At 69.6% G+C, this 19193-nt stretch carries 16 protein-coding genes; 11 read left to right on the top strand and 5 right to left on the bottom strand.

Going from position 1 to position 19193, the window contains the following annotated elements:
- Positions 1-288 precede the first annotated feature (288 nt).
- From dnaK to H512_RS0100625, 3 genes are all read left to right on the top strand, one after another.
- On the top strand, positions 289-2193 hold the full coding sequence (dnaK, locus tag H512_RS0100635; protein ID WP_026781882.1) for a molecular chaperone DnaK: 1905 nt from the start codon (positions 289-291) through the stop codon (positions 2191-2193).
- A 211-nt stretch (positions 2194-2404) separates the two neighbouring features.
- Positions 2405-3535: a molecular chaperone DnaJ gene (gene dnaJ, locus H512_RS0100630; protein ID WP_026781881.1), complete on the top strand. Its 1131-nt coding sequence runs from the start codon at positions 2405-2407 to the stop codon at positions 3533-3535.
- A gap of 80 nt (positions 3536-3615) precedes the next feature.
- Positions 3616-4233, top strand: coding sequence for a class I SAM-dependent methyltransferase (locus tag H512_RS0100625; protein ID WP_036789367.1), 618 nt, complete (start codon positions 3616-3618; stop codon positions 4231-4233).
- Between the two features lie 51 nt (positions 4234-4284).
- Here the strand turns inward: H512_RS0100625 and H512_RS25510 are convergent, their stop codons facing one another.
- Positions 4285-4788, bottom strand: coding sequence for a MarR family winged helix-turn-helix transcriptional regulator (locus tag H512_RS25510; protein WP_169507107.1), 504 nt, complete (start codon positions 4786-4788; stop codon positions 4285-4287).
- A gap of 231 nt (positions 4789-5019) precedes the next feature.
- Between H512_RS25510 and lepA the strand changes: the two genes are divergently transcribed.
- Positions 5020-6825 carry a translation elongation factor 4 gene (lepA, locus tag H512_RS0100615; protein WP_026781879.1) on the top strand — a complete coding sequence of 602 codons (1806 nt, stop codon included), beginning with the start codon at positions 5020-5022 and terminating at the stop codon, positions 6823-6825.
- A gap of 358 nt (positions 6826-7183) precedes the next feature.
- Here the strand turns inward: lepA and grpE are convergent, their stop codons facing one another.
- Positions 7184-7798, bottom strand: a complete 615-nt coding sequence (gene grpE / locus H512_RS21955) for a nucleotide exchange factor GrpE (protein WP_084798228.1) — start codon at positions 7796-7798, stop codon at positions 7184-7186.
- 226 nt (positions 7799-8024) lie between these two features.
- Complete coding sequence (gene hrcA, locus H512_RS0100605) at positions 8025-9089, bottom strand: heat-inducible transcriptional repressor HrcA (RefSeq protein WP_026781878.1); 1065 nt, start codon at positions 9087-9089, stop codon at positions 8025-8027.
- Between the two features lie 148 nt (positions 9090-9237).
- Here hrcA and tsaB point away from each other — a divergent pair, with 148 nt between their 5' ends.
- The 4 genes from tsaB to olsA are packed head-to-tail and all read left to right on the top strand — an operon-like array spanning position 9238 to position 11686.
- Positions 9238-9909: a tRNA (adenosine(37)-N6)-threonylcarbamoyltransferase complex dimerization subunit type 1 TsaB gene (gene tsaB, locus H512_RS0100600; RefSeq protein ID WP_026781877.1), complete on the top strand. Its 672-nt coding sequence runs from the start codon at positions 9238-9240 to the stop codon at positions 9907-9909.
- 10 nt (positions 9910-9919) lie between these two features.
- Positions 9920-10408, top strand: a complete 489-nt coding sequence (locus H512_RS0100595) for a GNAT family N-acetyltransferase (RefSeq protein WP_036789364.1) — start codon at positions 9920-9922, stop codon at positions 10406-10408.
- Between the two features lie 46 nt (positions 10409-10454).
- The gene (locus H512_RS0100590) at positions 10455-10898 is read left to right on the top strand and encodes a Fur family transcriptional regulator (RefSeq protein WP_026781875.1); all 444 of its coding nucleotides are present in this window, start codon (positions 10455-10457) and stop codon (positions 10896-10898) included.
- Positions 10895-11686 carry a lyso-ornithine lipid O-acyltransferase gene (olsA, locus tag H512_RS0100585; protein WP_036789361.1) on the top strand — a complete coding sequence of 264 codons (792 nt, stop codon included), beginning with the start codon at positions 10895-10897 and terminating at the stop codon, positions 11684-11686. Before H512_RS0100590 ends, olsA begins: the two co-directional genes overlap by 4 nt.
- 7 nt (positions 11687-11693) lie before the next feature.
- Here the strand turns inward: olsA and H512_RS0100580 are convergent, their stop codons facing one another.
- The gene (locus H512_RS0100580; protein ID WP_342663944.1) at positions 11694-12761 is read right to left on the bottom strand and encodes a MaoC family dehydratase; all 1068 of its coding nucleotides are present in this window, start codon (positions 12759-12761) and stop codon (positions 11694-11696) included.
- 137 nt (positions 12762-12898) lie between these two features.
- Between H512_RS0100580 and polA the strand changes: the two genes are divergently transcribed.
- The 3 genes from polA to H512_RS0100565 are packed head-to-tail and all read left to right on the top strand — an operon-like array spanning position 12899 to position 18033.
- Positions 12899-15940: a DNA polymerase I gene (gene polA / locus H512_RS0100575; RefSeq protein ID WP_053239432.1), complete on the top strand. Its 3042-nt coding sequence runs from the start codon at positions 12899-12901 to the stop codon at positions 15938-15940.
- Positions 15941-15958: 18 nt separating this feature from the next.
- A complete protein-coding gene (gene cobO / locus H512_RS0100570; protein ID WP_026781871.1) occupies positions 15959-16564 on the top strand; it encodes a cob(I)yrinic acid a,c-diamide adenosyltransferase in 606 nt (201 codons plus the stop codon).
- Between the two features lie 14 nt (positions 16565-16578).
- The gene (locus H512_RS0100565) at positions 16579-18033 is read left to right on the top strand and encodes a cobyric acid synthase (protein WP_036789528.1); all 1455 of its coding nucleotides are present in this window, start codon (positions 16579-16581) and stop codon (positions 18031-18033) included.
- Here H512_RS0100565 and cbiB read toward each other — a convergent pair.
- On the bottom strand, positions 18014-19006 hold the full coding sequence (gene cbiB, locus H512_RS0100560; protein WP_026781869.1) for an adenosylcobinamide-phosphate synthase CbiB: 993 nt from the start codon (positions 19004-19006) through the stop codon (positions 18014-18016). The two genes, H512_RS0100565 and cbiB, sit on opposite strands and share 20 nt — an antisense overlap.
- Positions 19007-19193: the final 187 nt, after the last annotated feature.

Genomic DNA, 19193 nt, shown 5'->3' with positions numbered 1-19193 from the left:
CGTGACGGGTGCCCCGATGGCGTCACCCTTTCGCGTTCGGGGAGAAATCCTAGCCGGCCACGCCTTAATGTCCGGTTAGGGCGGCGAGCCTCTCTTTCGCGCGAGAAGCCGCCGCCGGCCGGCATCCGCCGTCTTGCGCGGCCTGCGCCGGCAACCTATATACCGCCCGAATTCGGGGAGTTCCCCGGTCAGCATTCATAGGAAAAAACGGGGACCGGCCGGGTATCCGGCGCCACGCCGAATGCCTCGCAAGGGGGTTCGGACGGTCTGCCTGAACGGAGTGACGAAATGGGCAAGGTTATTGGCATCGACCTCGGAACGACCAACTCCTGCGTCGCCATCATGGATGGCAAGAACGCCAAGGTCATCGAGAACTCGGAGGGCGCGCGCACCACGCCGTCGATCGTCGCCTTCGCCGACGGCGGCGAGCGTCTGGTCGGCCAGCCGGCGAAGCGGCAGGCGGTGACCAACCCCGAGAACACCATCTTCGCGGTGAAGCGGCTGATCGGCCGCCGCTTCGAGGACCCGATGGTGGCAAAAGACAAGGACCTCGTCCCCTATGCCATCGTCAAGGGCGACAACGGCGACGCCTGGGTCAGCGCCGACGGCAAGAAATATTCGCCGTCGCAGATCTCGGCCATGACGCTCGCCAAGATGAAGGAGACGGCCGAAGCCTATCTCGGCACCGCCGTCACCCAGGCCGTCATCACCGTGCCCGCCTACTTCAACGACGCCCAGCGCCAGGCCACCAAGGACGCCGGCAAGATCGCCGGCCTCGAGGTGCTGCGCATCATCAACGAGCCGACGGCCGCCGCCCTCGCCTACGGCCTCGACAAGTCCGACCACTCCCGCACCATCGCCGTCTACGACCTCGGCGGCGGCACCTTCGACATCTCCATCCTGGAGATCGGCGACGGCGTGTTCGAGGTGAAGTCGACCAACGGCGACACCTTCCTCGGCGGCGAAGACTTCGACATGCGGCTCGTCAACTATCTCGCCGACGAGTTCAAGAAGGAGCAGGGCATCGATCTGCGCGGCGACAAGCTCGCCCTGCAGCGCCTCAAGGAAGCCGCCGAGAAGGCCAAGATCGAGCTGTCCAGCGCCTCGCAGACCGAGATCAACCTGCCGTTCATCACCGCCGACGCCAAGGGCCCCAAGCACCTGACGCTGAAGCTCACCCGCGCCAAGTTCGAGGCGCTGGTCGACGACCTGATCCAGAAGACCGTCGAGCCCTGCAAGGCCGCCCTCAAGGATGCCGGCCTCAGCGCCGGGCAGATCGACGAGGTGGTGCTGGTCGGCGGCATGACGCGCATGCCCAAGGTGCAGGAGACGGTGAAGCAGTTCTTCGGCCGCGAGCCGCACAAGGGCGTCAACCCGGACGAAGTGGTGGCGATCGGCGCCGCCATCCAGGCCGGCGTGCTGGCCGGCGAGGTCAAGGACGTGCTGCTCCTTGACGTGACGCCGCTGTCGCTCGGCATCGAGACGCTGGGCGGCGTGTTCACGCGCCTCATCGACCGCAACACCACCATCCCCACCAAGAAGAGCCAGGTGTTCTCGACCGCCGAGGACAGCCAGAGCGCGGTGACCATCCGCGTCTTCCAGGGCGAGCGCGAGATGGCGGCCGACAACAAGCTCCTGGGCCAGTTCGATCTCGTCGGCCTGCCGCCGGCGCCGCGTGGCGTGCCGCAGATCGAGGTGACCTTCGACATCGACGCCAACGGCATCGTCAACGTGTCGGCCAAGGACAAGGGCACCGGCAAGGAGCAGCAGATCCGCATCCAGGCGTCGGGCGGCCTGTCGGACGCCGACATCGACAAGATGGTGAAGGACGCCGAGGCCAATGCCACCGCCGACAAGGCGCGCCGCGAGGCCGTCGAGGCCAGGAACCACGGCGAGGCGCTGATCCATTCGACCGAGAAGTCGCTGGCCGACTACGGCGACAAGGTGTCGTCGTCGGACAAGTCGATCATCGAAAGCGCCATCGCCGACCTCAAGGCGGTGATCGATTCGAACGACGCCGAGGACATCAAGGCCAAGACCAACGCCCTCGCCCAGGCGGCCATGAAGCTTGGCGAGGCGATGTACGCCGCCCAGCAGCAGCCGGGCGACGCCGAGACGAAGCCGGGCACCGAGGGCGAGGACGTCCTCGACGCCGACTTCGAGGAGGTCAAGGACGACAAGAAGAACGGCTGAGGCCGGGCTTCCTGAGCATCCGGCTCCCCCGTCCGCAGAGGCCGGGGGGCCGGTCTCCGTCAGGGGCATCCGCCCGAAACGTTGCAGGCTTTTTCGGGCCAGCGGATGCCAAGAGCAGAAACGTGAGGTATAAGCCGCCAGCAACGGCTCATGCTTCATGGCCGGGCGGGACGCGACCGCCGCAGGGTTCCCCTCGACCTCGGGACAGACGATGGCCAAACGCGACTATTACGACGTGCTGGGCGTTCCCCGCGACGCCGACGAAAAGACGCTGAAAAGCGCCTTCCGCAAGCTCGCCATGCAGCTGCATCCGGACAAGAACCCCGGAGACGACACCGCCGAGGCCCGGTTCAAGGAAGCCAACGAGGCCTACGAAGTTCTGAGGGATCCGCAGAAGAAGGCCGCCTATGACCGCTTCGGTCATGCCGCCTTCGAGAACGGCATGGGCGGACGCGGCGATGCCGGCGGCTTCGGCGCCTCGATGGCCGACATCTTCGACGACATCTTCGGCGAGTTCATGGGCGGCGGCCGCCGCAGCCGGCCGAATGGCCGCGAGCGCGGCGCCGACCTCCGCTACAATCTCGACGTCACGCTGGAGGAAGCCTTCTCCGGCAAAACCGTCGAGATCCGCGTGCCGACCTCGATCACCTGCGTCAAGTGCGCCGGCACCGGCGCCAAGCCGGGCACATCCCCCCAGACCTGCCGCACCTGCGGCGGCGCCGGCAAGGTCCGGGCGAGCCAGGGCTTCTTCACCATCGAGCGTACCTGTCCGACCTGCCAGGGCCGCGGCGAGACCATCGCCAACCCCTGCGACGCCTGCTCGGGCACCGGGCGGACCACACAGGAGCGCACGCTTTCCGTCAACATTCCCTCGGGTATCGAGGACGGCACGCGCATCCGCCTCTCCGGCGAGGGCGAGGCGGGCCTGAGGGGCGGCCCGGCCGGCGACCTCTACATCTTCATCTCGCTCCGGCCGCACGCCTTCTTCCAGCGCGACGGCGCCGACCTCCATTGCCGCGTACCGATCTCCATGACCACGGCGGCGCTGGGCGGCGAGTTCGAGGTGCCGACCATCGACGGCGGCAAGACCAAGGTGCGCGTGCCCGAGGGCACGCAGACCGGCAAGCAGTTCCGCCTGCGCGGCAAGGGCATGCCGGTGCTCAGGGCGCGCGACGTCGGCGACATGTACATCAACGTCACCGTCGAGACGCCGCAGCGGCTGACGCGCCGCCAGCGCGAGCTGCTGGAGGAATTCGAGCGCGAATCGTCGGGCGACAACAATCCCGAATCGGCCGGCTTCTTCGCCCGCGTCCGCGATTTCTTCGACAATCTCGGCGGCTGACACCAGCCGTCAAACTCCCGACATGTCGGCGGGCCAAGGTTCGCTCCGGGATGTCCTGTGCTCCGAGCCGGAGGTGAAGGATGCTGGTGCATCGACTGCGGGATGAAGCGATCGCCGGAGCGCGGCGCGTGCGCTGCCAATATTCCGACGACATCAAGTTCCTGAGGAGCTGGGCTTCGAGGCCGCTGACCACCGGCGCCGTCAGCCCGTCGGGGCGCTTCCTGGCCCGCGCCATGGCCGCCGTCGTCGATCCGGCCTGGCCGGGCATGGTGGTCGAGCTAGGCCCCGGCACCGGCGCGGTGACGGCGGCGCTCATCGAACGCGGCCTGCCGCCCGAGCGGCTGATCGCCATCGAGTATAATCCCGACTTCGCCGAGCACATCCGCGCCCGCTTTCCGGGGCTGCATGTGACGGTGGGCGACGCCTACCAGCTCACCGACGCGCTGAAGCACGCCGGCGTCTCCGAGGTGGCGGCCGTCGTGTCGTCGCTGCCCCTCTTCACCCGGCCGCCGCTGCAACGCCGCCGCCTGCTCGACCAGGCGATGGCCGCCCTGCCGCCGGGGCGTCCGTTCATCCAGTTCTCCTATGCGCTGGTGCCGCCGGTGCCCGCCGAGCCGAGCCGCTGGACGCTCGACGTCGGCGGCTGGATCGTGCGCAACCTGCCGCCGGCCCGCGTCTGGACCTACCGCAAGGCGTGATGGCCATTGGCGAGGAGGCCGGCGCGTCCGCTCCCTGAGATGCCGGCCGGATCAGGCCTCCTGCCGCGCTTCTCCGGCGTCGGTTCCGGCCCGCTCGAAGCAGCAGTTGCAATAGCTCCGCGCGCACATGCGGCAGAGGCGCCGGCGATCGACACCGCGGGCGACGTGGTCCTGCATGATGCGGTCGAGCAGCCGGCCGAGCTGGTTGCGCTCCTCGGGGGTGAGGCAGCCGAGGAAAGCGCCGCTCTCGGCGAGGCGCCGGTTTTGCAACTCCTGCGCCCGGCGGCGGCCGGCCGGCGTGATCTCGACCAGCACCTCGCGGCCGATCCGGCGCTGGCGGCGCATCAGGCCGTCGGCCTCCAGCCGGTCGACCAGACGGACGGTGGCCGAATGGGTGAGGCCGACGATGACGGCGATCTCGCCGATGGCCAGCGGCGGACTGTTGGCGCCGGCGATCAGCGCCGCGACGGCGGTGGTGGCGAGCCCGGCGTCGGCGGCCAGCGCCGCGTCGGTGACGGCCAGCGACAAGGCGGCGAGCTTGTTCGACAAATGCACGTCCATGTCTCCCCGGCTGTCCCACGCCGTACCCAGCCGGCCACGGGAATCGCTATCCGCTTCTCATTGATAACCGAACGTGGCGGCCGGCACCGCCCATGAAAACACTTACCGCGTGTGCTACCTCCGTCGTACCGCGCGGCGCGATCGGCGAGCCGGCGCCGTAAAACCTTGGCTTTGCCGGGCGTCGGGTGCTTGGCGGGGGAACGGGGGGATGCTATCTAGCCGGCCATGACGAAACAGCCGCTGTCCCATATTCGCAACTTCGCCATCATCGCCCACATCGATCATGGCAAGTCGACGCTCGCCGACCGCCTGATCCAGACGACGGGCGCCGTCGCCCAGCGCGACATGAAGGAGCAGATCCTCGATTCGATGGACATCGAGCGCGAACGCGGCATCACCATCAAGGCGCAGACCGTCCGGCTGGCCTACAAGGCCAAGGATGGCGAGACCTACACGCTCAACCTGATGGACACGCCCGGCCACGTCGACTTCGCCTACGAGGTCAGCCGGTCGCTGGCCGCCTGCGAGGGCTCGCTGCTGGTGGTCGACGCCAGCCAGGGCGTCGAGGCGCAGACGCTGGCCAACGTCTACCAGGCGATCGACAACAATCACGAGATCGTGCCGATCCTCAACAAGGTCGACCTGCCGGCCGCCGAGCCGGAGCGCGTCAAGCAGCAGATCGAGGACGTCATCGGCCTCGATGCCTCCGACGCGGTGGAGATTTCCGCCAAGACCGGGCTCAACATCGAGGGCGTGCTGGAAGCGATCGTCACCCGCCTGCCGCCGCCCCAGGGCGATCCGGAGGCGCCGCTCAAGGCCATGCTGGTCGATAGCTGGTACGACGCCTATCTCGGCGTCATGGTGCTGGTGCGCATCGTCGACGGCGTGCTCACCAAGGGCATGAAGGTCAGGATGATGCGCACCGGCGCCGTCTACGAGGTGGAGCGGGTCGGCACCATGACGCCGAAGCTCGAACTCCGCGACCGGCTGGACACCGGCGAGATCGGCGTCATCACCGCCTCGATCAAGGAGGTGGCCGACACCGCGGTCGGCGACACCATCACCGAGGAGCGCCGCCAGACCGCCGAGCCGCTGCCCGGCTTCCGGCCGGCGCAGCCGGTGGTGTTCTGCGGCCTGTTCCCGGTCGACGCCGCCGACTTCGAGGACCTGCGCGCCGCCGTCGGCAAGCTGCGCCTCAACGACGCCAGCTTCTCCTTCGAGATGGAGACCTCGGCCGCCCTCGGCTTCGGCTTCCGCTGCGGCTTCCTCGGCCTCCTGCACCTCGAAATCATCCAGGAGCGGCTGGAGCGCGAGTTCAACCTCGACCTGATCGCCACGGCGCCGTCGGTCATCTACAAGATGCGCCTCACCGACGATACCGAGATCGAGCTGCACAACCCGGCCGACATGCCGGAGGTGACGCGCATCGTCGAGATCGCCGAACCGTGGATCCGCGCCTCGATCATGACGCCCGACGACTATCTCGGCGCCATCCTGAAGCTCTGCCAGGACCGGCGCGGCATCCAGATCGACCTCAGCTACGTCGGCAGCCGGGCCATCGTGCAATACGACCTGCCGCTCAACGAGGTGGTGTTCGACTTCTACGACCGCCTGAAGTCGATCTCCAAGGGCTACGCGTCGTTCGACTACCACCTCAGCGACTATCGCGAGGGCGACCTCGTCAAGATGCAGATTCTGGTCAACGCCGAGCCGGTCGACGCGCTGTCGGTGCTGGTCCACCGCAGCCAGGCCGAGCGGCGGGGCCGGGCGATGTGCGAGAAGCTCAAGGACCTGATCCCGCAGCACATGTTCCAGATCCCGATCCAGGCGGCGATCGGCGGCAAGATCATCGCCCGCGAGACCATCCGGGCGCTCCGCAAGGACGTGCTGGCCAAATGCTACGGCGGCGACGTGACGCGCAAGCGCAAGCTGCTCGACAAGCAGAAGGAAGGCAAGAAGCGCCTCCGCCAGTTCGGCAAGGTGGAGATCCCGCAGGAGGCGTTCATCGCGGCGCTGAAGATGGACGACTAATACCGGTTCGCGACGATGCCGGCGCATCCGCTCATTGGAATCATCGCCGATTGCTCATTTGCATCCGGGGCATGCGACATCGGCAAGTTCAATGCCAGGGGTCATCTCCAATGACCCCTGTTTTGAGCGTCTGCCGCCGGGCCGGCAATGTCCCCCGCCGTGGCGGGGCCGTTCCGACATTGCCGCCCGATGGCGACCAACCCCTCCGGGGCCTTGCTCGACGCTAGATGCGAACGCCAGCGAATACCAGCCCCTTTTACGTGAAACCGCGTATAAATCGACGAGACCAGACACAAGAAGGGCGCCCGCTGCCGGACGCCCTTTTCCTTTCGGGGAAGCGCTTGCCGCCGATCGCCGCTCAGACCGTCTTGTCGATCTTGTGGCCGCCGTCGGCGGGCTTGTCGGGCTGGGCGGACTCATCGGCCGGCGCCGCCTTGGGGCCGCCGCGACCGACGCCGACCAGGGCCGGCCGCAGCACGCGCTCGCCGATCTTGAAGCCGACCTGCATCACCTGCACCACCGTGCCGGCCGGCACGCTCGGGTCGGGCACCTCGAACATCGCCTGGTGGAAGTTGGGGTCGAACTTCTCGCCGGCCGGATCGACGCGGCTGATGCCGTGCTTTTCGAGCGCCTTCATCAGCTCGCGTTCGGTCAGCTCGACGCCCTCGACCAGGGCGATCAGCGCCGCGTCGCCGCTGGCGCGCGCCTCGGCGTCGACGGCGGCGATGGCCCGCGTCAGGTTGTCGGCGGCGCCGACCATGTCGCGGGCGAAATTGGTCACCGCATAGGTGCGGGCGTCGGCGATCTCGCGCTCGGTGCGGCGGCGCAGGTTCTCCATGTCGGCGAGGGTGCGGAGCAGCTGATCCTTGAGATCGGCCGCCTCCTTCTCGAGGGCGGCGATGCGCTGAAGCCCCTGGTCGACCACCGGGTCCAGCTCGGGCGTGGTCGGTCCCTGTGCCGTTTCGTCTGCCATCTTGTCCTCACACTGTCTCAAAGGCGGCGGTCGCCGCAAAGCGTGCCCCGGATTTGAGGGTTTCGACCCGGAAAATCAACCCTTGGCGACTTTATTCCTGGCCTCAGGCGCCGGCGGCGACATCCATCGCCTTGGCTTCCGCTCCGCTTTCCATCTTTCGGGGCTTCGCCACCAAAGACCCGCTGCGGCCGGCGCCGCTTGGCGCCGGACGATTCCATTGTTCCCCTCAGCCGAGCAGCCGGCCGACGACGCGGGCGGTGTAGTCGACCATCGGCACGACGCGGGCGTAGTTGAGCCGCGTCGGCCCGATGACGCCGACGACGCCGATCACCCGCGCCTCGTTGTCGCGATAGGGCGACACCACCAGCGACGAGCCGGAAAGGCCGAACAGCTTGTTCTCCGAGCCGATGAAGATGCGCACGCCCTCGCCGGCGTCGGCGAGGCCCAAAAGCTCGATCAGGTCCTCGGAGCTTTCGAGTTCGTCGAACAAGGCGCGGATGCGTTCGAGGTCCTCGGCCGCCTTGACGTCGTCGAGAAGGTTGGCGCGGCCGCGCACGATCAGCGTCTGCGGCCGGTTGCCGCCCACCCCCGACCAGGAGGCGAGGCCGGCATCGACGACGCGGGCGGTCAGCCGGTCGAGTTCCAGCTGGCGGGCGGCGCGCTGGCGCTCGATCTCGGCGCGCGTCTCGCCGAGCGTGCGGCCGCGGATGTGGGCGTTGAGGTAGTTGGCGGCCTCCTGCAAGGCCGAGGCCGGCAGGTCGGGCGGCAGGTCGATCAGCCGGTTCTCGACGGTGCCGTTGTCGCCGACCAGCACGACGAGGCCGCGCGTCGGCTCGATGCGGACGAACTCGATGTGGCGGAGGCGGATGTCGGCCTTCTGCGTCAGCACCACGCCGGCGCCGCGCGTCAGGCCGGACAGCGTCTGCGACGCCTCCGTCAGCACGTCCTCGACGCTCTTGCCGGTGCCGGATGCCTTCAGCCGGCCCTCGATCGCCGAGCGGTCGCCCTCGGCGAGATCGCCGATCTCCAGCATGGCGTCGACGAAGAAGCGCAGGCCAAGCTCGGTCGGCAGGCGGCCAGCCGAGGTGTGGGGCGCATAGAGGAGGCCGGCCGCCTCGAGGTCGGACATGACGTTGCGCACCGAGGCCGGCGACAGCGGCGCGGCGAGAAGACGCGAGATATTGCGGCTGCCGACGGGATCGCCGGTGTCGAGATAGGCCTCGACGATGCGGCGGAAGATATCGCGCGAGCGCGCGTCGAGTGCCTGCAAACCGCCCTGTCCGCCTGTCATGGTCACGATGCCGAAACTCCTTTCCGCAATGGCTAATCTGGCGGCCGCGGCCCTTCGGCGCAAGTCCCCGCGAAGCCGGAGGACGGCAGAGGTGGACGACGCTCCGGGATTGCTCGACAGCGGCGGCGGGCCGCGATAAAGGGGGCCGATGCTGACGCTTGCGCTCGACACCGCCAACGACCGGATCGCCGTCGCCCTTGCCGGCGAGGGCCGGGAGTTCGCGCGCGTCGAGATCCTGACGCGCGGCCACGCCGAGCGGCTGTTCCCGCTGATCGACGAGTTGTTCGCCGAGGCGGGAACGGAGATCGGCCGCGTCGGGCGGATCGCCGTCAACGTCGGCCCCGGCAGCTTCACCGGCATCCGCATCGCCGTGGCGGCGGCGCGTGGCCTCGGGCTGGCGCTCGGCGTGCCGGTGGTCGGCATCGACGCGCTGCGCCTCATCGCCGCCTCGCTCGACGAGCCGGCCGGCGGGCCGGTGCTCAGCGCCGTCGACGCCCGGCGCGGCGAGGTCTACGCCGCCCTCTACGGGCCGAAGGGCGAGGTGCTGGAAGCGCCGTTCGCCGCCGACGCCGACACGGTGCTCGCCCGCATCGGCGACCGCGCCGCCGTCCTGGCCGGCTCGGGTGCGGCGATCCTCGCCCATCAGGCGGCGGTGTCCGGCCGGCGCGTGCCGCCGGTCGACGCCATGACCGGCACCCTGCCGCTGGCGCTCGCCCGCCTCGGGGCGCTGGCCGATCCGGCGGCCGCCCTGCCGCGACCGCTCTACCTCAGGGCGCCCGACGCCAAACCGCAGCCGCCCGTTCCCGGCCTTCTCGCATGAGCCCTGCCCCATGAAATGCTGGTTCGCCGCCCCGCAGCCGATCTGCGAGCCCGGCCGCATCGCCGACGCCGACGATCTCGCCGCCCTGCACGCCATCGCCTTCCGCCACGGCTGGCCGGCCGCCGAGATGGAGGCGCTGATCGCCGACCCCTCGGTGCTGGTGGTGGTGGCGCGCGAGGGGCGGACGCCGTTCACCCGCCGGCCGGTCGGCTTCGTCATGGTGCGCGCCGCCGCCGACGAGGCGGAGGTGCTGACGCTGGCCGTGGCGCCGCGCCGGCGCGGCCGCGGCATCGGCCGCCTGATGATGGACGAAATGATTCGCCGCCTTTATTTCCTGCGCGTCGGCGCGCTGTTCCTGGAAGTCGACGAAGGCAACGGCGCCGCGCGCGCCCTTTACCAGCGTCTCGGTTTCCGCGAGGTCGGCCGGCGTCCGAACTACTACGGCGGCAGCGGCGGCAGCACCGCCAACGCCCTTGTCATGCGAGCCGATCTCAAATAACCCATAGTTGGCCGGCACCGGCGCCCGGCTGTTCGAGGGTATCGAGATGACCGAGCCATCCACTCCGCTCTCCCTGGAAGAAGCCTGCGCGGCGCGCGGCATGCGCATGACCGAGCAGCGGCGGGTGATCGCCCGCGTGCTGGAGCAGGCGGTCGACCACCCGGATGTCGAGGAGGTCTATCGCCGCGCCTCGGCGATCGACAGCAACATCTCGATCTCCACCGTCTACCGCACGGTCAAGCTGTTCGACGACGCCGGCATGATCGCCCGGCTCGACTTCCGCGACGGCCGCTCGCGCTACGAGCCGCTGCCCGACGAGCACCACGACCACCTGATCGACTTCCGCACCGGCGCCGTCGTCGAGTTCCACAGCGAGGAGATTGAGGCGTTGCAGCGCGAGATCGCCCGCAAGCTCGGCTACAAGCTGATCGACCACCGGCTGGAACTCTACGGCGTGCCGCTCGACGACACCGGCGGAGAAAAGGCTTGAGGCCCGGCCACGTCAGGGCGGCGCTGACGCTGCCGCTGTTCTGCGTGGCCGCCTGCCTGCTCATCCTCCTCTACCTGCCGGCCCGGCACTTCCGCCTGCGCCTCGCCGGCCGCCTGCAGATGGTGTTCCACCGGCTGGTGCTGTGGGTGCTCGGCATCCGCCTGCACGTCAAGGGCCGGCCGGCCGCCGACCGGCCGCTGATGATCGCCGCCAACCATGCGTCCTGGATCGACATTCCCGCCTACAGCGCGGTGATGCCGCTGTCCTTCGTCGCCAAGCGCGAGGTCGGCACCTGGCCGCTGATCGGCTTCTTCGCCCGGCTGCAACGATCGGTGTTCATCGACCGCACCCGGCGCGGCGCCGTCGCCGACGCCGCCGACGGCATCGGTCGCCGCCTCGCCGACGGCGACGTCATCATGCTGTTCGCCGAGGGCACCACCTCGGACGGCAACCAGGTGCTGCCCTTTCGCTCGTCGCTGTTCGGCGCCGCCCGCGCCGCCCTCGACGAGGCGGGCGTCGACGCGGTGGTCGTGCAGCCGGCGGCCATCGCCTACACCCACATGCGCGGCCTGCCGCTCGGCCGCTCGGGGCGGTCGATCCTGTCCTGGATGGGCCACCAGGATCTGGCGCCGCACGCCAAGGAAGTGCTGGCCGTCTCCGACTTCGACGTCAGCATCGTGTTCGGCGAGCCAATCCGCTTCGACCGCGCCGCCAACCGCAAGGAGGTGGCGCTCGCCGCCGAGGCCGCCTGCCGCCGCCTGCTGGCGAGCGAGCTGCGCGGCAGCTGACAGCTGATTATCGCGGCATCAGCAGCCAGAAATCGACATCGAGCACCACCGACGGCAGGTAGGCGCCGGCCTCGTCGCGGTCGGGAAAATCGGCAGCCAGATGATCGCGCGTCGCCACCAGACGGACGCGCAGGGCGCCGAGGTCGTCGCGGCCGTCCATCAGTTCCTTGCCGAGGATGGTCGACCAGGCGTGCACCGTCGATCCGGTGAACACCGGCGCGACGTAGCGGCCGCTGTTGATCGCCGCCACGTGGATGGCGTTGCCGAGGCCGTTGAAGCTGAGGGCGCGGGCGGCGCTCATCACCAGGGCGCCCGACACCAGCCAGCGGCCGCGCGCCGCGCCATCGGAAAACGGCAGCGGGTGCTGGCGGGCTGGATTGCCGAAGAAGCGGATCGCCATCATCGCCGTACCCTCGTCGATGTGGATGCCGTCGACATGGTCGATGCGCTCGCCGAGTTCGTAGTCGCCCCAGCGAAAGCGGCTGCCGCTGAGGCCGCCGTCCCAGGCGGAGACGTCGAGCACCGGCAGGCCGGCGCCCAGCGCGTCGGCCGGCACCGCCGCCGGCAGCTGCGGCACCAGCTGCTCGGCGAACGGCGGCACGCCCTCCTCGGTCTTGCGCACCGACTGCCAGCGGGCAAAATCGATCACCTCGGTGCCGCCGTCCTTGTAGCCGGTGGTGCGGAGATAGACGACGCCGGTGCGGCCGCCGTTGTCGCGCAGGCCGATCACCTCGGTCACCGCCGAAAGGGTCTCGCCGGGGTAGACCGGCGCCAGAAAGCGGCCGCCGGCATAGCCGAGGTTGGCGATGGCGTTGAGGCCGACGTCGGGCACCGACTGGGCCATGACGATGTTGAAGACCAAGACGTCGTCGACCGGCGCCATCGGGTAGCCGAGGGCGCGGGCGAAGTCGTCCGACGATTGCAGGGCGAAGCGGCTGCCGGTCAGCGCCCGGTAGAAGGCGACGTCGCCGTCGGTGACCGTGCGCGGGCTGGCATGGCGGAACACCTGTCCAACCCTGAAGTCCTCGAAATAGCGGCCGCCGCTCGCTTTCATGGCTGCCTCCGCTCGGCGAATCGCCGTCCATCATGCGCCGCAACGCCTGCGTGTCATCCCCGCCGATGGTCGGGAGGGGGACAGAAAGCGTCAGCTATGACGCTGGCCGGCGACAGTGCGTCTTCCCTTCCCGCGGGCGGGCGGGCATAGTCGGCCCCATGTCGAACGCACCTTCCCTCACAAGCCCCGTCGCGCGTCCGGTCAGGGCCGGCGACCACGTGTTCCTGATCGACGGATCGGGCTACATCTTCCGCGCCTACCATGCGCTGCCGCCGCTCACCCGCAAGTCGGACGGCCTGCCGGTCGGCGCGGTGTCCGGCTTCTGCAACATGCTGTGGCGACTGCTGCGGGAAGCCGAGAAAACCGCCGTTGGCGTGCCGCCGACGCATCTGGCGGTCATCTTCGACGCCTCCTCGATCACCTTCCGCAACGAGATCTACCCCGCCTACAAGGCGCAGCGGCCCGAGCCGCCGGCCGACCTCAGGCCGCAGTTCGGGCTGATCCGCGAGGCGGTGCGCGCCTTCAACGTCGCGTGCGTCGAGCAGCTCGGCTTCGAGGCCGACGACCTGATCGCCACCTACGCCGAACAGGCCAAGGCGGCGGGCGCCGACGTCACCATCGTCTCCTCCGACAAGGATCTGATGCAGCTGGTTGACGAGCGCGTGGCGCTGCTCGACACCATGAAGGACAAGCGCATCGGCGCCGCCGAGGTGATCGAGAAGTTCGGCGTGCCGCCCGACAAGGTGGCGGAGGTGCAGTCGCTGTCGGGCGACTCGGTCGACAACGTGCCGGGCGTGCCGGGCATCGGCCTCAAGACGGCGGCGCAACTCGTCCTCGAATACGGCGACCTCGAAAGCCTGCTCGCCGCCGCCGCCGGCATCAAGCAGCAGAAGCGGCGGGAGAACCTGATCGCCTTCGCCGAGCAGGCGCGCCTGTCGCATCGCCTCGTCACGCTGAAGCGCGACGTGCCGGTGACCGAGCCGATCGACCTGCTCGGCGTGCGGCCGATCATCGGCGAGCGGCTGATCGCCTATGCCAAGGCGATGGAGTTTTCCACCCTCACCCGGCGGGCGGCCGAGGCGACCGGCGTCGATTCATCCAAGGTGGAGCCGGCCTCGGTGCCGGTGTCCTTCTGGCCGCCGGAGGGAGAAGCGGGAGCCGGGACGCCCCCGTCCGGTCAGGGCGGCGCGGCGACGGCCGATCTGCCGGAATTCGCCTCGGCTATGCCGGACGCCGGCGCCGCATCGGCGGCATCCCCGTCGCCCGAACGGGCCGTGCCCGCGCCGGCCGTCAGCGACTTCACCCCGGCGTCCCGCGCCGCCGAGGCGCTGTCGCGGATGCAGGCGATCCCGGTCGACCATGCGCTCTACGAGACGGTCACCGATCTCGCCCGCCTGGAAGCCTGGGTGGCGGAGGCCCGCGAGGCCGGCCGCGTCGCCTTCGACACCGAGACCTCCGGCCTCGATTCGATGCAGGCCGACATCGTCGGCGCCTCGCTCGCCGTGGTGCCGGGACGGGCCTGCTACATTCCGCTGGGCCATGTCACCGGCGACGGCGACCTGCTCGGCGGCGGGCCGGTGCCCGGCCAGATCGCCGTCGCCGACTTCGTGCGCGTCGTCAAGCCGCTGCTCGAAGACCCGTCGGTGCTGAAGATCGGCCAGAACGCCAAATACGACTGGGTGGTGCTGAAGCGCCTCGGCATCACCGTCGCCCCGTGCGACGACACCATGCTGCTGTCCTACGCCCTCGACGCCGGGCTGATGGGACACGGCATGGACGAGCTGTCCGAGACGCTGATCGGCCACAAGCCGATCGCCTTCAAGGACGTCTGCGGCTCGGGCAAGGGCATGATCACCTTCGACAAGGTGTCGCTCGACCGCGCCACCCGCTACGCCGCCGAGGACGCCGACATCACGTTGCGCCTCTGGCATGTCCTGAAGCCGCGCCTCGCCGCCGAGAGCATGACCGCCCTCTACGAGACGGCGGAGCGGCCGCTGATCGACGTCATCGCCCGCATGGAGATGCGCGGCGTGTCGATCGACCGTCAGATTCTCAGCCGCCTCTCCGGCGACTTCGCGCAAGGCATGGCGGCGATGGAGGCCGGCATCCACGAGGCGGCCGGCGAGAGCTTCAACATCGGCAGTCCCAAGCAGATCGGCGACATCCTGTTCGGCAAGCTCGGCCTCGACGGAGCGAAGAAGACCAAGACCGGCGCCTGGGCGACCGGCGCCGACGTGCTGGAAGACCTCGCCGCCGCCGGACACGAATTGCCGCGCCGCATCCTCGACTGGCGGCAGCTCGCCAAGCTGAAGTCCACCTACACGGATGCGCTGCCCGGCTACATCCATCCGGAGACGAAACGCGTCCACACCAGCTATTCGCTGGCCGCCACCACCACCGGCCGCCTCGCCTCGTCGGAGCCCAACCTCCAGAACATCCCCGTCCGCACCGAGGAGGGCCGCAAGATCCGCCGCGCCTTCGTGGCGCCGGCCGGCCGCAAGCTGGTGTCGGCCGACTACAGCCAGATCGAACTGCGCGTACTCGCCCACGTCGCCGACATCCCGGCGCTGAAGAACGCCTTCGCCGAGGGCATCGACATCCACGCCATGACGGCGTCGGAGATGTTCGGCGTGCCGGTCATCGGCATGGACCCGATGATCCGCCGCCGCGCCAAGGCGATCAACTTCGGCATCATCTACGGCATCTCGGCCTTCGGGCTCGCCAACCAGCTGTCGATCCCGCGCGAGGAGGCGGCCGACTACATCAAGCGCTACTTCCAGCGCTTCCCCGGCATTCGCGACTACATGGAGGCGACCAAGCGGCAGGCACGCGAGCACGGCTACGTCACCACCATCTTCGGCCGCAAGGCGCACTATCCGGACATCGCCTCGCCCAACGCGTCGATGCGCGCCTTCATGGAGCGGGCGGCGATCAACGCGCCGATCCAGGGCTCGGCCGCCGACATCATCCGCCGCGCCATGGCGCGCATGGAAGCGGCGCTCGACGCGGCCGGGCTCTCGGCGCTGATGCTGCTCCAGGTGCACGACGAACTGATCTTCGAGGTGCCCGACCACGAGGTGGAGGCGACGCTGCCGGTGGTGCGCACCGTCATGGAGGGCGCCGCCGAGCCGGCGGTGCGGCTGGCCGTGCCGCTGGTGGTCGACGCCCGGGCGGCGCAGAACTGGGACGAGGCGCACTGACTTGAGGAGGGAAGCGGCATGACCGACGCGGACGCCGAACGCCATCGCCTGAAGATGCAGAAGCGCAAGGCGGTGCAGGACGCCGAGGTGGCGTCGAAGACGATTGCCGACAAGGGCCTCCTCATCGTCAACACCGGCCCCGGCAAGGGCAAGTCGACGGCCGCCTTCGGTCTGGCCGTCCGCGCCCTCGGCCACGGCTGGAAGGTCGGCGTCGTGCAGTTCGGCAAGGGCGGCTGGGAGAGCGGCGAGAGCAAGGTACTGGAGGGCCTCCCCGGCGTCTCCTGGCACACGCTCGGCGAGGGCTTCACCTGGGAGACGCAGGACCGGGCGCGCGACATCGCCGCCGCCGAGGCCGCCTGGGGCAAGGCGCGCCAGCTGATGGACGATCCGGCCATCCGCCTGCTGGTGCTCGACGAACTGAACATCGCGCTGCGCTACGAGCATCTGCCGCTTGCGGACGTGGTGGCGACGCTCAAGGCACGGCGGCCCGACCTTACCGTCGTCGTCACCGGCCGCAACGCCAAGCCGGAGCTGATCGCGGCGGCCGACTGCGTCACCGAGATGACGGCGGTGAAGCACCATTTCGCCGCCGGCGTGAAGGCGCAGGCGGGAATCGAGTTCTGATGGTTTGCCGGCTGATGTTCCAGGGGACGGGTTCGGACGTCGGCAAGTCGCTGATCGTCGCCGGCCTCTGCCGGCTTTACGCCCGGCGCGGCCTCCGGGTGCGGCCCTTCAAGCCGCAGAACATGTCGAACAACGCGGCGGTGACCGCCGACGGCGGCGAGATCGGCCGGGCGCAGGCGTTGCAGGCGCGGGCCGCCGGCGTGGCTCCATCCGTTCACATGAACCCGGTGCTCCTCAAGCCGCAGTCGGAGATCGGCTCGCAGGTGGTGGTGCAGGGCCGCGTCGTCGGCAATGCCAAGGCGCGCGACTATCAGGCGATGAAGCCGACGCTGATGCCGGCGGTGCTCGACAGCTTCGGTCGCCTGTCGGACGACGCCGACCTCATCCTCATCGAGGGTGCCGGCTCGCCGGCCGAGGTCAACCTCCGGGCCGGCGATATCGCCAACATGGGCTTTGCCCGCGCCACCCAAACGCCGGTGGTGCTGATCGGCGACATCGACCGCGGCGGAGTGATCGCCAGCCTGGTCGGCACCCGCGCGGTGATGCCGGAGGAGGACGCGGCGCTGATCGCCGGCTACCTGATCAACCGCTTCCGCGGCGACGTCAGCCTGTTCGACGCCGGCCTCGCCGAGATCGGCCGCCGCACCGGCTGGCGGTCGTTCGGCGTGGTGCCGCACTTCCCCGACGCCGCCCGCCTGCCGGCCGAGGACGGCCTCGGCCTCAGGAGCCGGCATGACACGCGAGGCACCGCCGGCCGCAAGCGCATCGTCGTGCCGGTGCTGCCGCGCATCGCCAATTTCGACGACCTCGATCCGCTGCGGCAGGAGACTGGCGTCGAGGTGATCCTCGCGGAAGCCGGCCGGCCGCTGCCCGACGCCGACCTGGTGCTGCTGCCCGGCTCGAAGGCGACCATTCCCGATCTCCTGGCGCTCAAGGCCGAGGGCTGGGATATCGACATCAAGGCGCACGCCCGACGCGGCGGCAAGGTGCTTGGCCTGTGCGGTGGCTACCAGATGCTCGGCCGGACGCTCGGCGACCCCGAGCGGCTCGAAAGCGACGTCGCGATGGTCGACGGCCTCGGCCTCCTCGACGTCGAGACGGTGATGGCCGGCGACAAGCGTCTCCAGCCGGTGACCGGCGTTTCATTGCCCGATGGCACACCCTTTGCCGGCTACGAGATGCACGTCGGCGCCACCGGCGGACCCGACCGCGGAAGGCCGTTCGCCCGCCTCGCCGATGGCAGCGAAGAGGGAGCGACCTCGCCGGACGGCGCCATCGTCGGCAGCTACTGCCACGGCCTGTTCGCCGACGACCGGCAGCGGACGCGGCTCCTCGCCTGGATCGGCGCCGACGCCTCGCCCCTCGCCTACGAAGCGGAGATCGAACGGGTGCTCGACGGCCTCGCCGGGCACCTCACCACCCATCTCGACGCCGACGGCCTCCTCGACCTCAGCCGTAGACGAGGATGACCAGGCCGAGCCAGACGAGGCCCAGCACGGCGGCGATCAGCAGCACCGCCCGCCGGTAGAGGCGCAGCGCCCGATCGATGTCGTAGGCGTTGACCTCGGCGCGGCCGTCGCCCATCCAGGCGTCGTCGACGCGGGTATCGCCGTAGATCTTGGGACCGTTGAGGCGCAGGCCGAGGGCGCCGGCCATCGCCGCCTCCGGCCAGCCGGCGTTGGGCGACTTGTGGCGGCGGGCATCGCGGTCGATCGCCCGGAGGGCGGCGGCGGCCGAGGCGCCGTCGTCGGCCAGCGCCGCCAGCACGATTCCCCAGGCGGTGAGGCGCGAGGCCGGCAGGTTGACGAGGTCGTCGAGCCGCGCCGACGCCCAGCCGAAGGCGAGATGGCGCGGCGTCTTGTGGCCGATCATCGAATCGGCGGTGTTGATCGCCTTGTAGGCGGCGGCGCCCGGCAGGCCGAACAGCGCCATCCAGAACAGCGGCGCCGTCACGCCGTCGGAAAAGCTCTCGGCCAGACTCTCGATGGCGGCACGGCAGACGCCGGCCGCGTCGAGATGCTCGGGGTTGCGGCCGACGATGCGCGACACCGCCATCCGCCCCTCGGCAAGGCCGCCGTGCCGCATGCCGTCGGCGACGGCGGCGACGTGGACGTGCAGGCTGCGGGCGGCGAGGAGCGTCGAACCGGCGATGGCGGCGAGGCCGAGGCCGGCGATCGGGCCGGCGAGGCCGAACAGCGCCGCCAGCAACGTGGCGGCGGCAATGCTGACGAGCACATTGATCACGGCAGCCAGCACGCCGTTCATCCTGCGGCGTTCGTCGTCGAGGTCGTCGCGGTTGAGCGTGCGGTCGAGTAGGCCGATCAGCGCGCCCATCCAGGTGACCGGATGGCCGATCCGCCGGAACAGGAGATCCGGATAGCCGGCCAAGGCCTCGAAGCCGAGGGCCAGGAGGGCGATGGGAAGGAATTCGAGCGGCGCCATGTTGCAGTCGTTTCCGGGCAGGTTTCAGAGCAATGCGTCTTCCGCCCGGCGGCCGCAAGGGCTGAGTCGCGCCTTTTCCCCCGAGCATCGGCGCGACCGTGCCGCCGTCATCCACATACCGCAAAATACTTATAGGGCATATTCTATCCTAAATTGAAATGACCGCACCAGTATCGGCAGGCGAGTC

Origin of the sequence: Pleomorphomonas koreensis DSM 23070 (genome assembly GCF_000425185.1) — a bacterium.
GTDB lineage: Bacteria > Pseudomonadota > Alphaproteobacteria > Rhizobiales > Pleomorphomonadaceae > Pleomorphomonas > Pleomorphomonas koreensis.
Note: the sequence above shows the minus strand (reverse complement) of the source record. Positions and strands in the feature narration are given on the sequence as shown.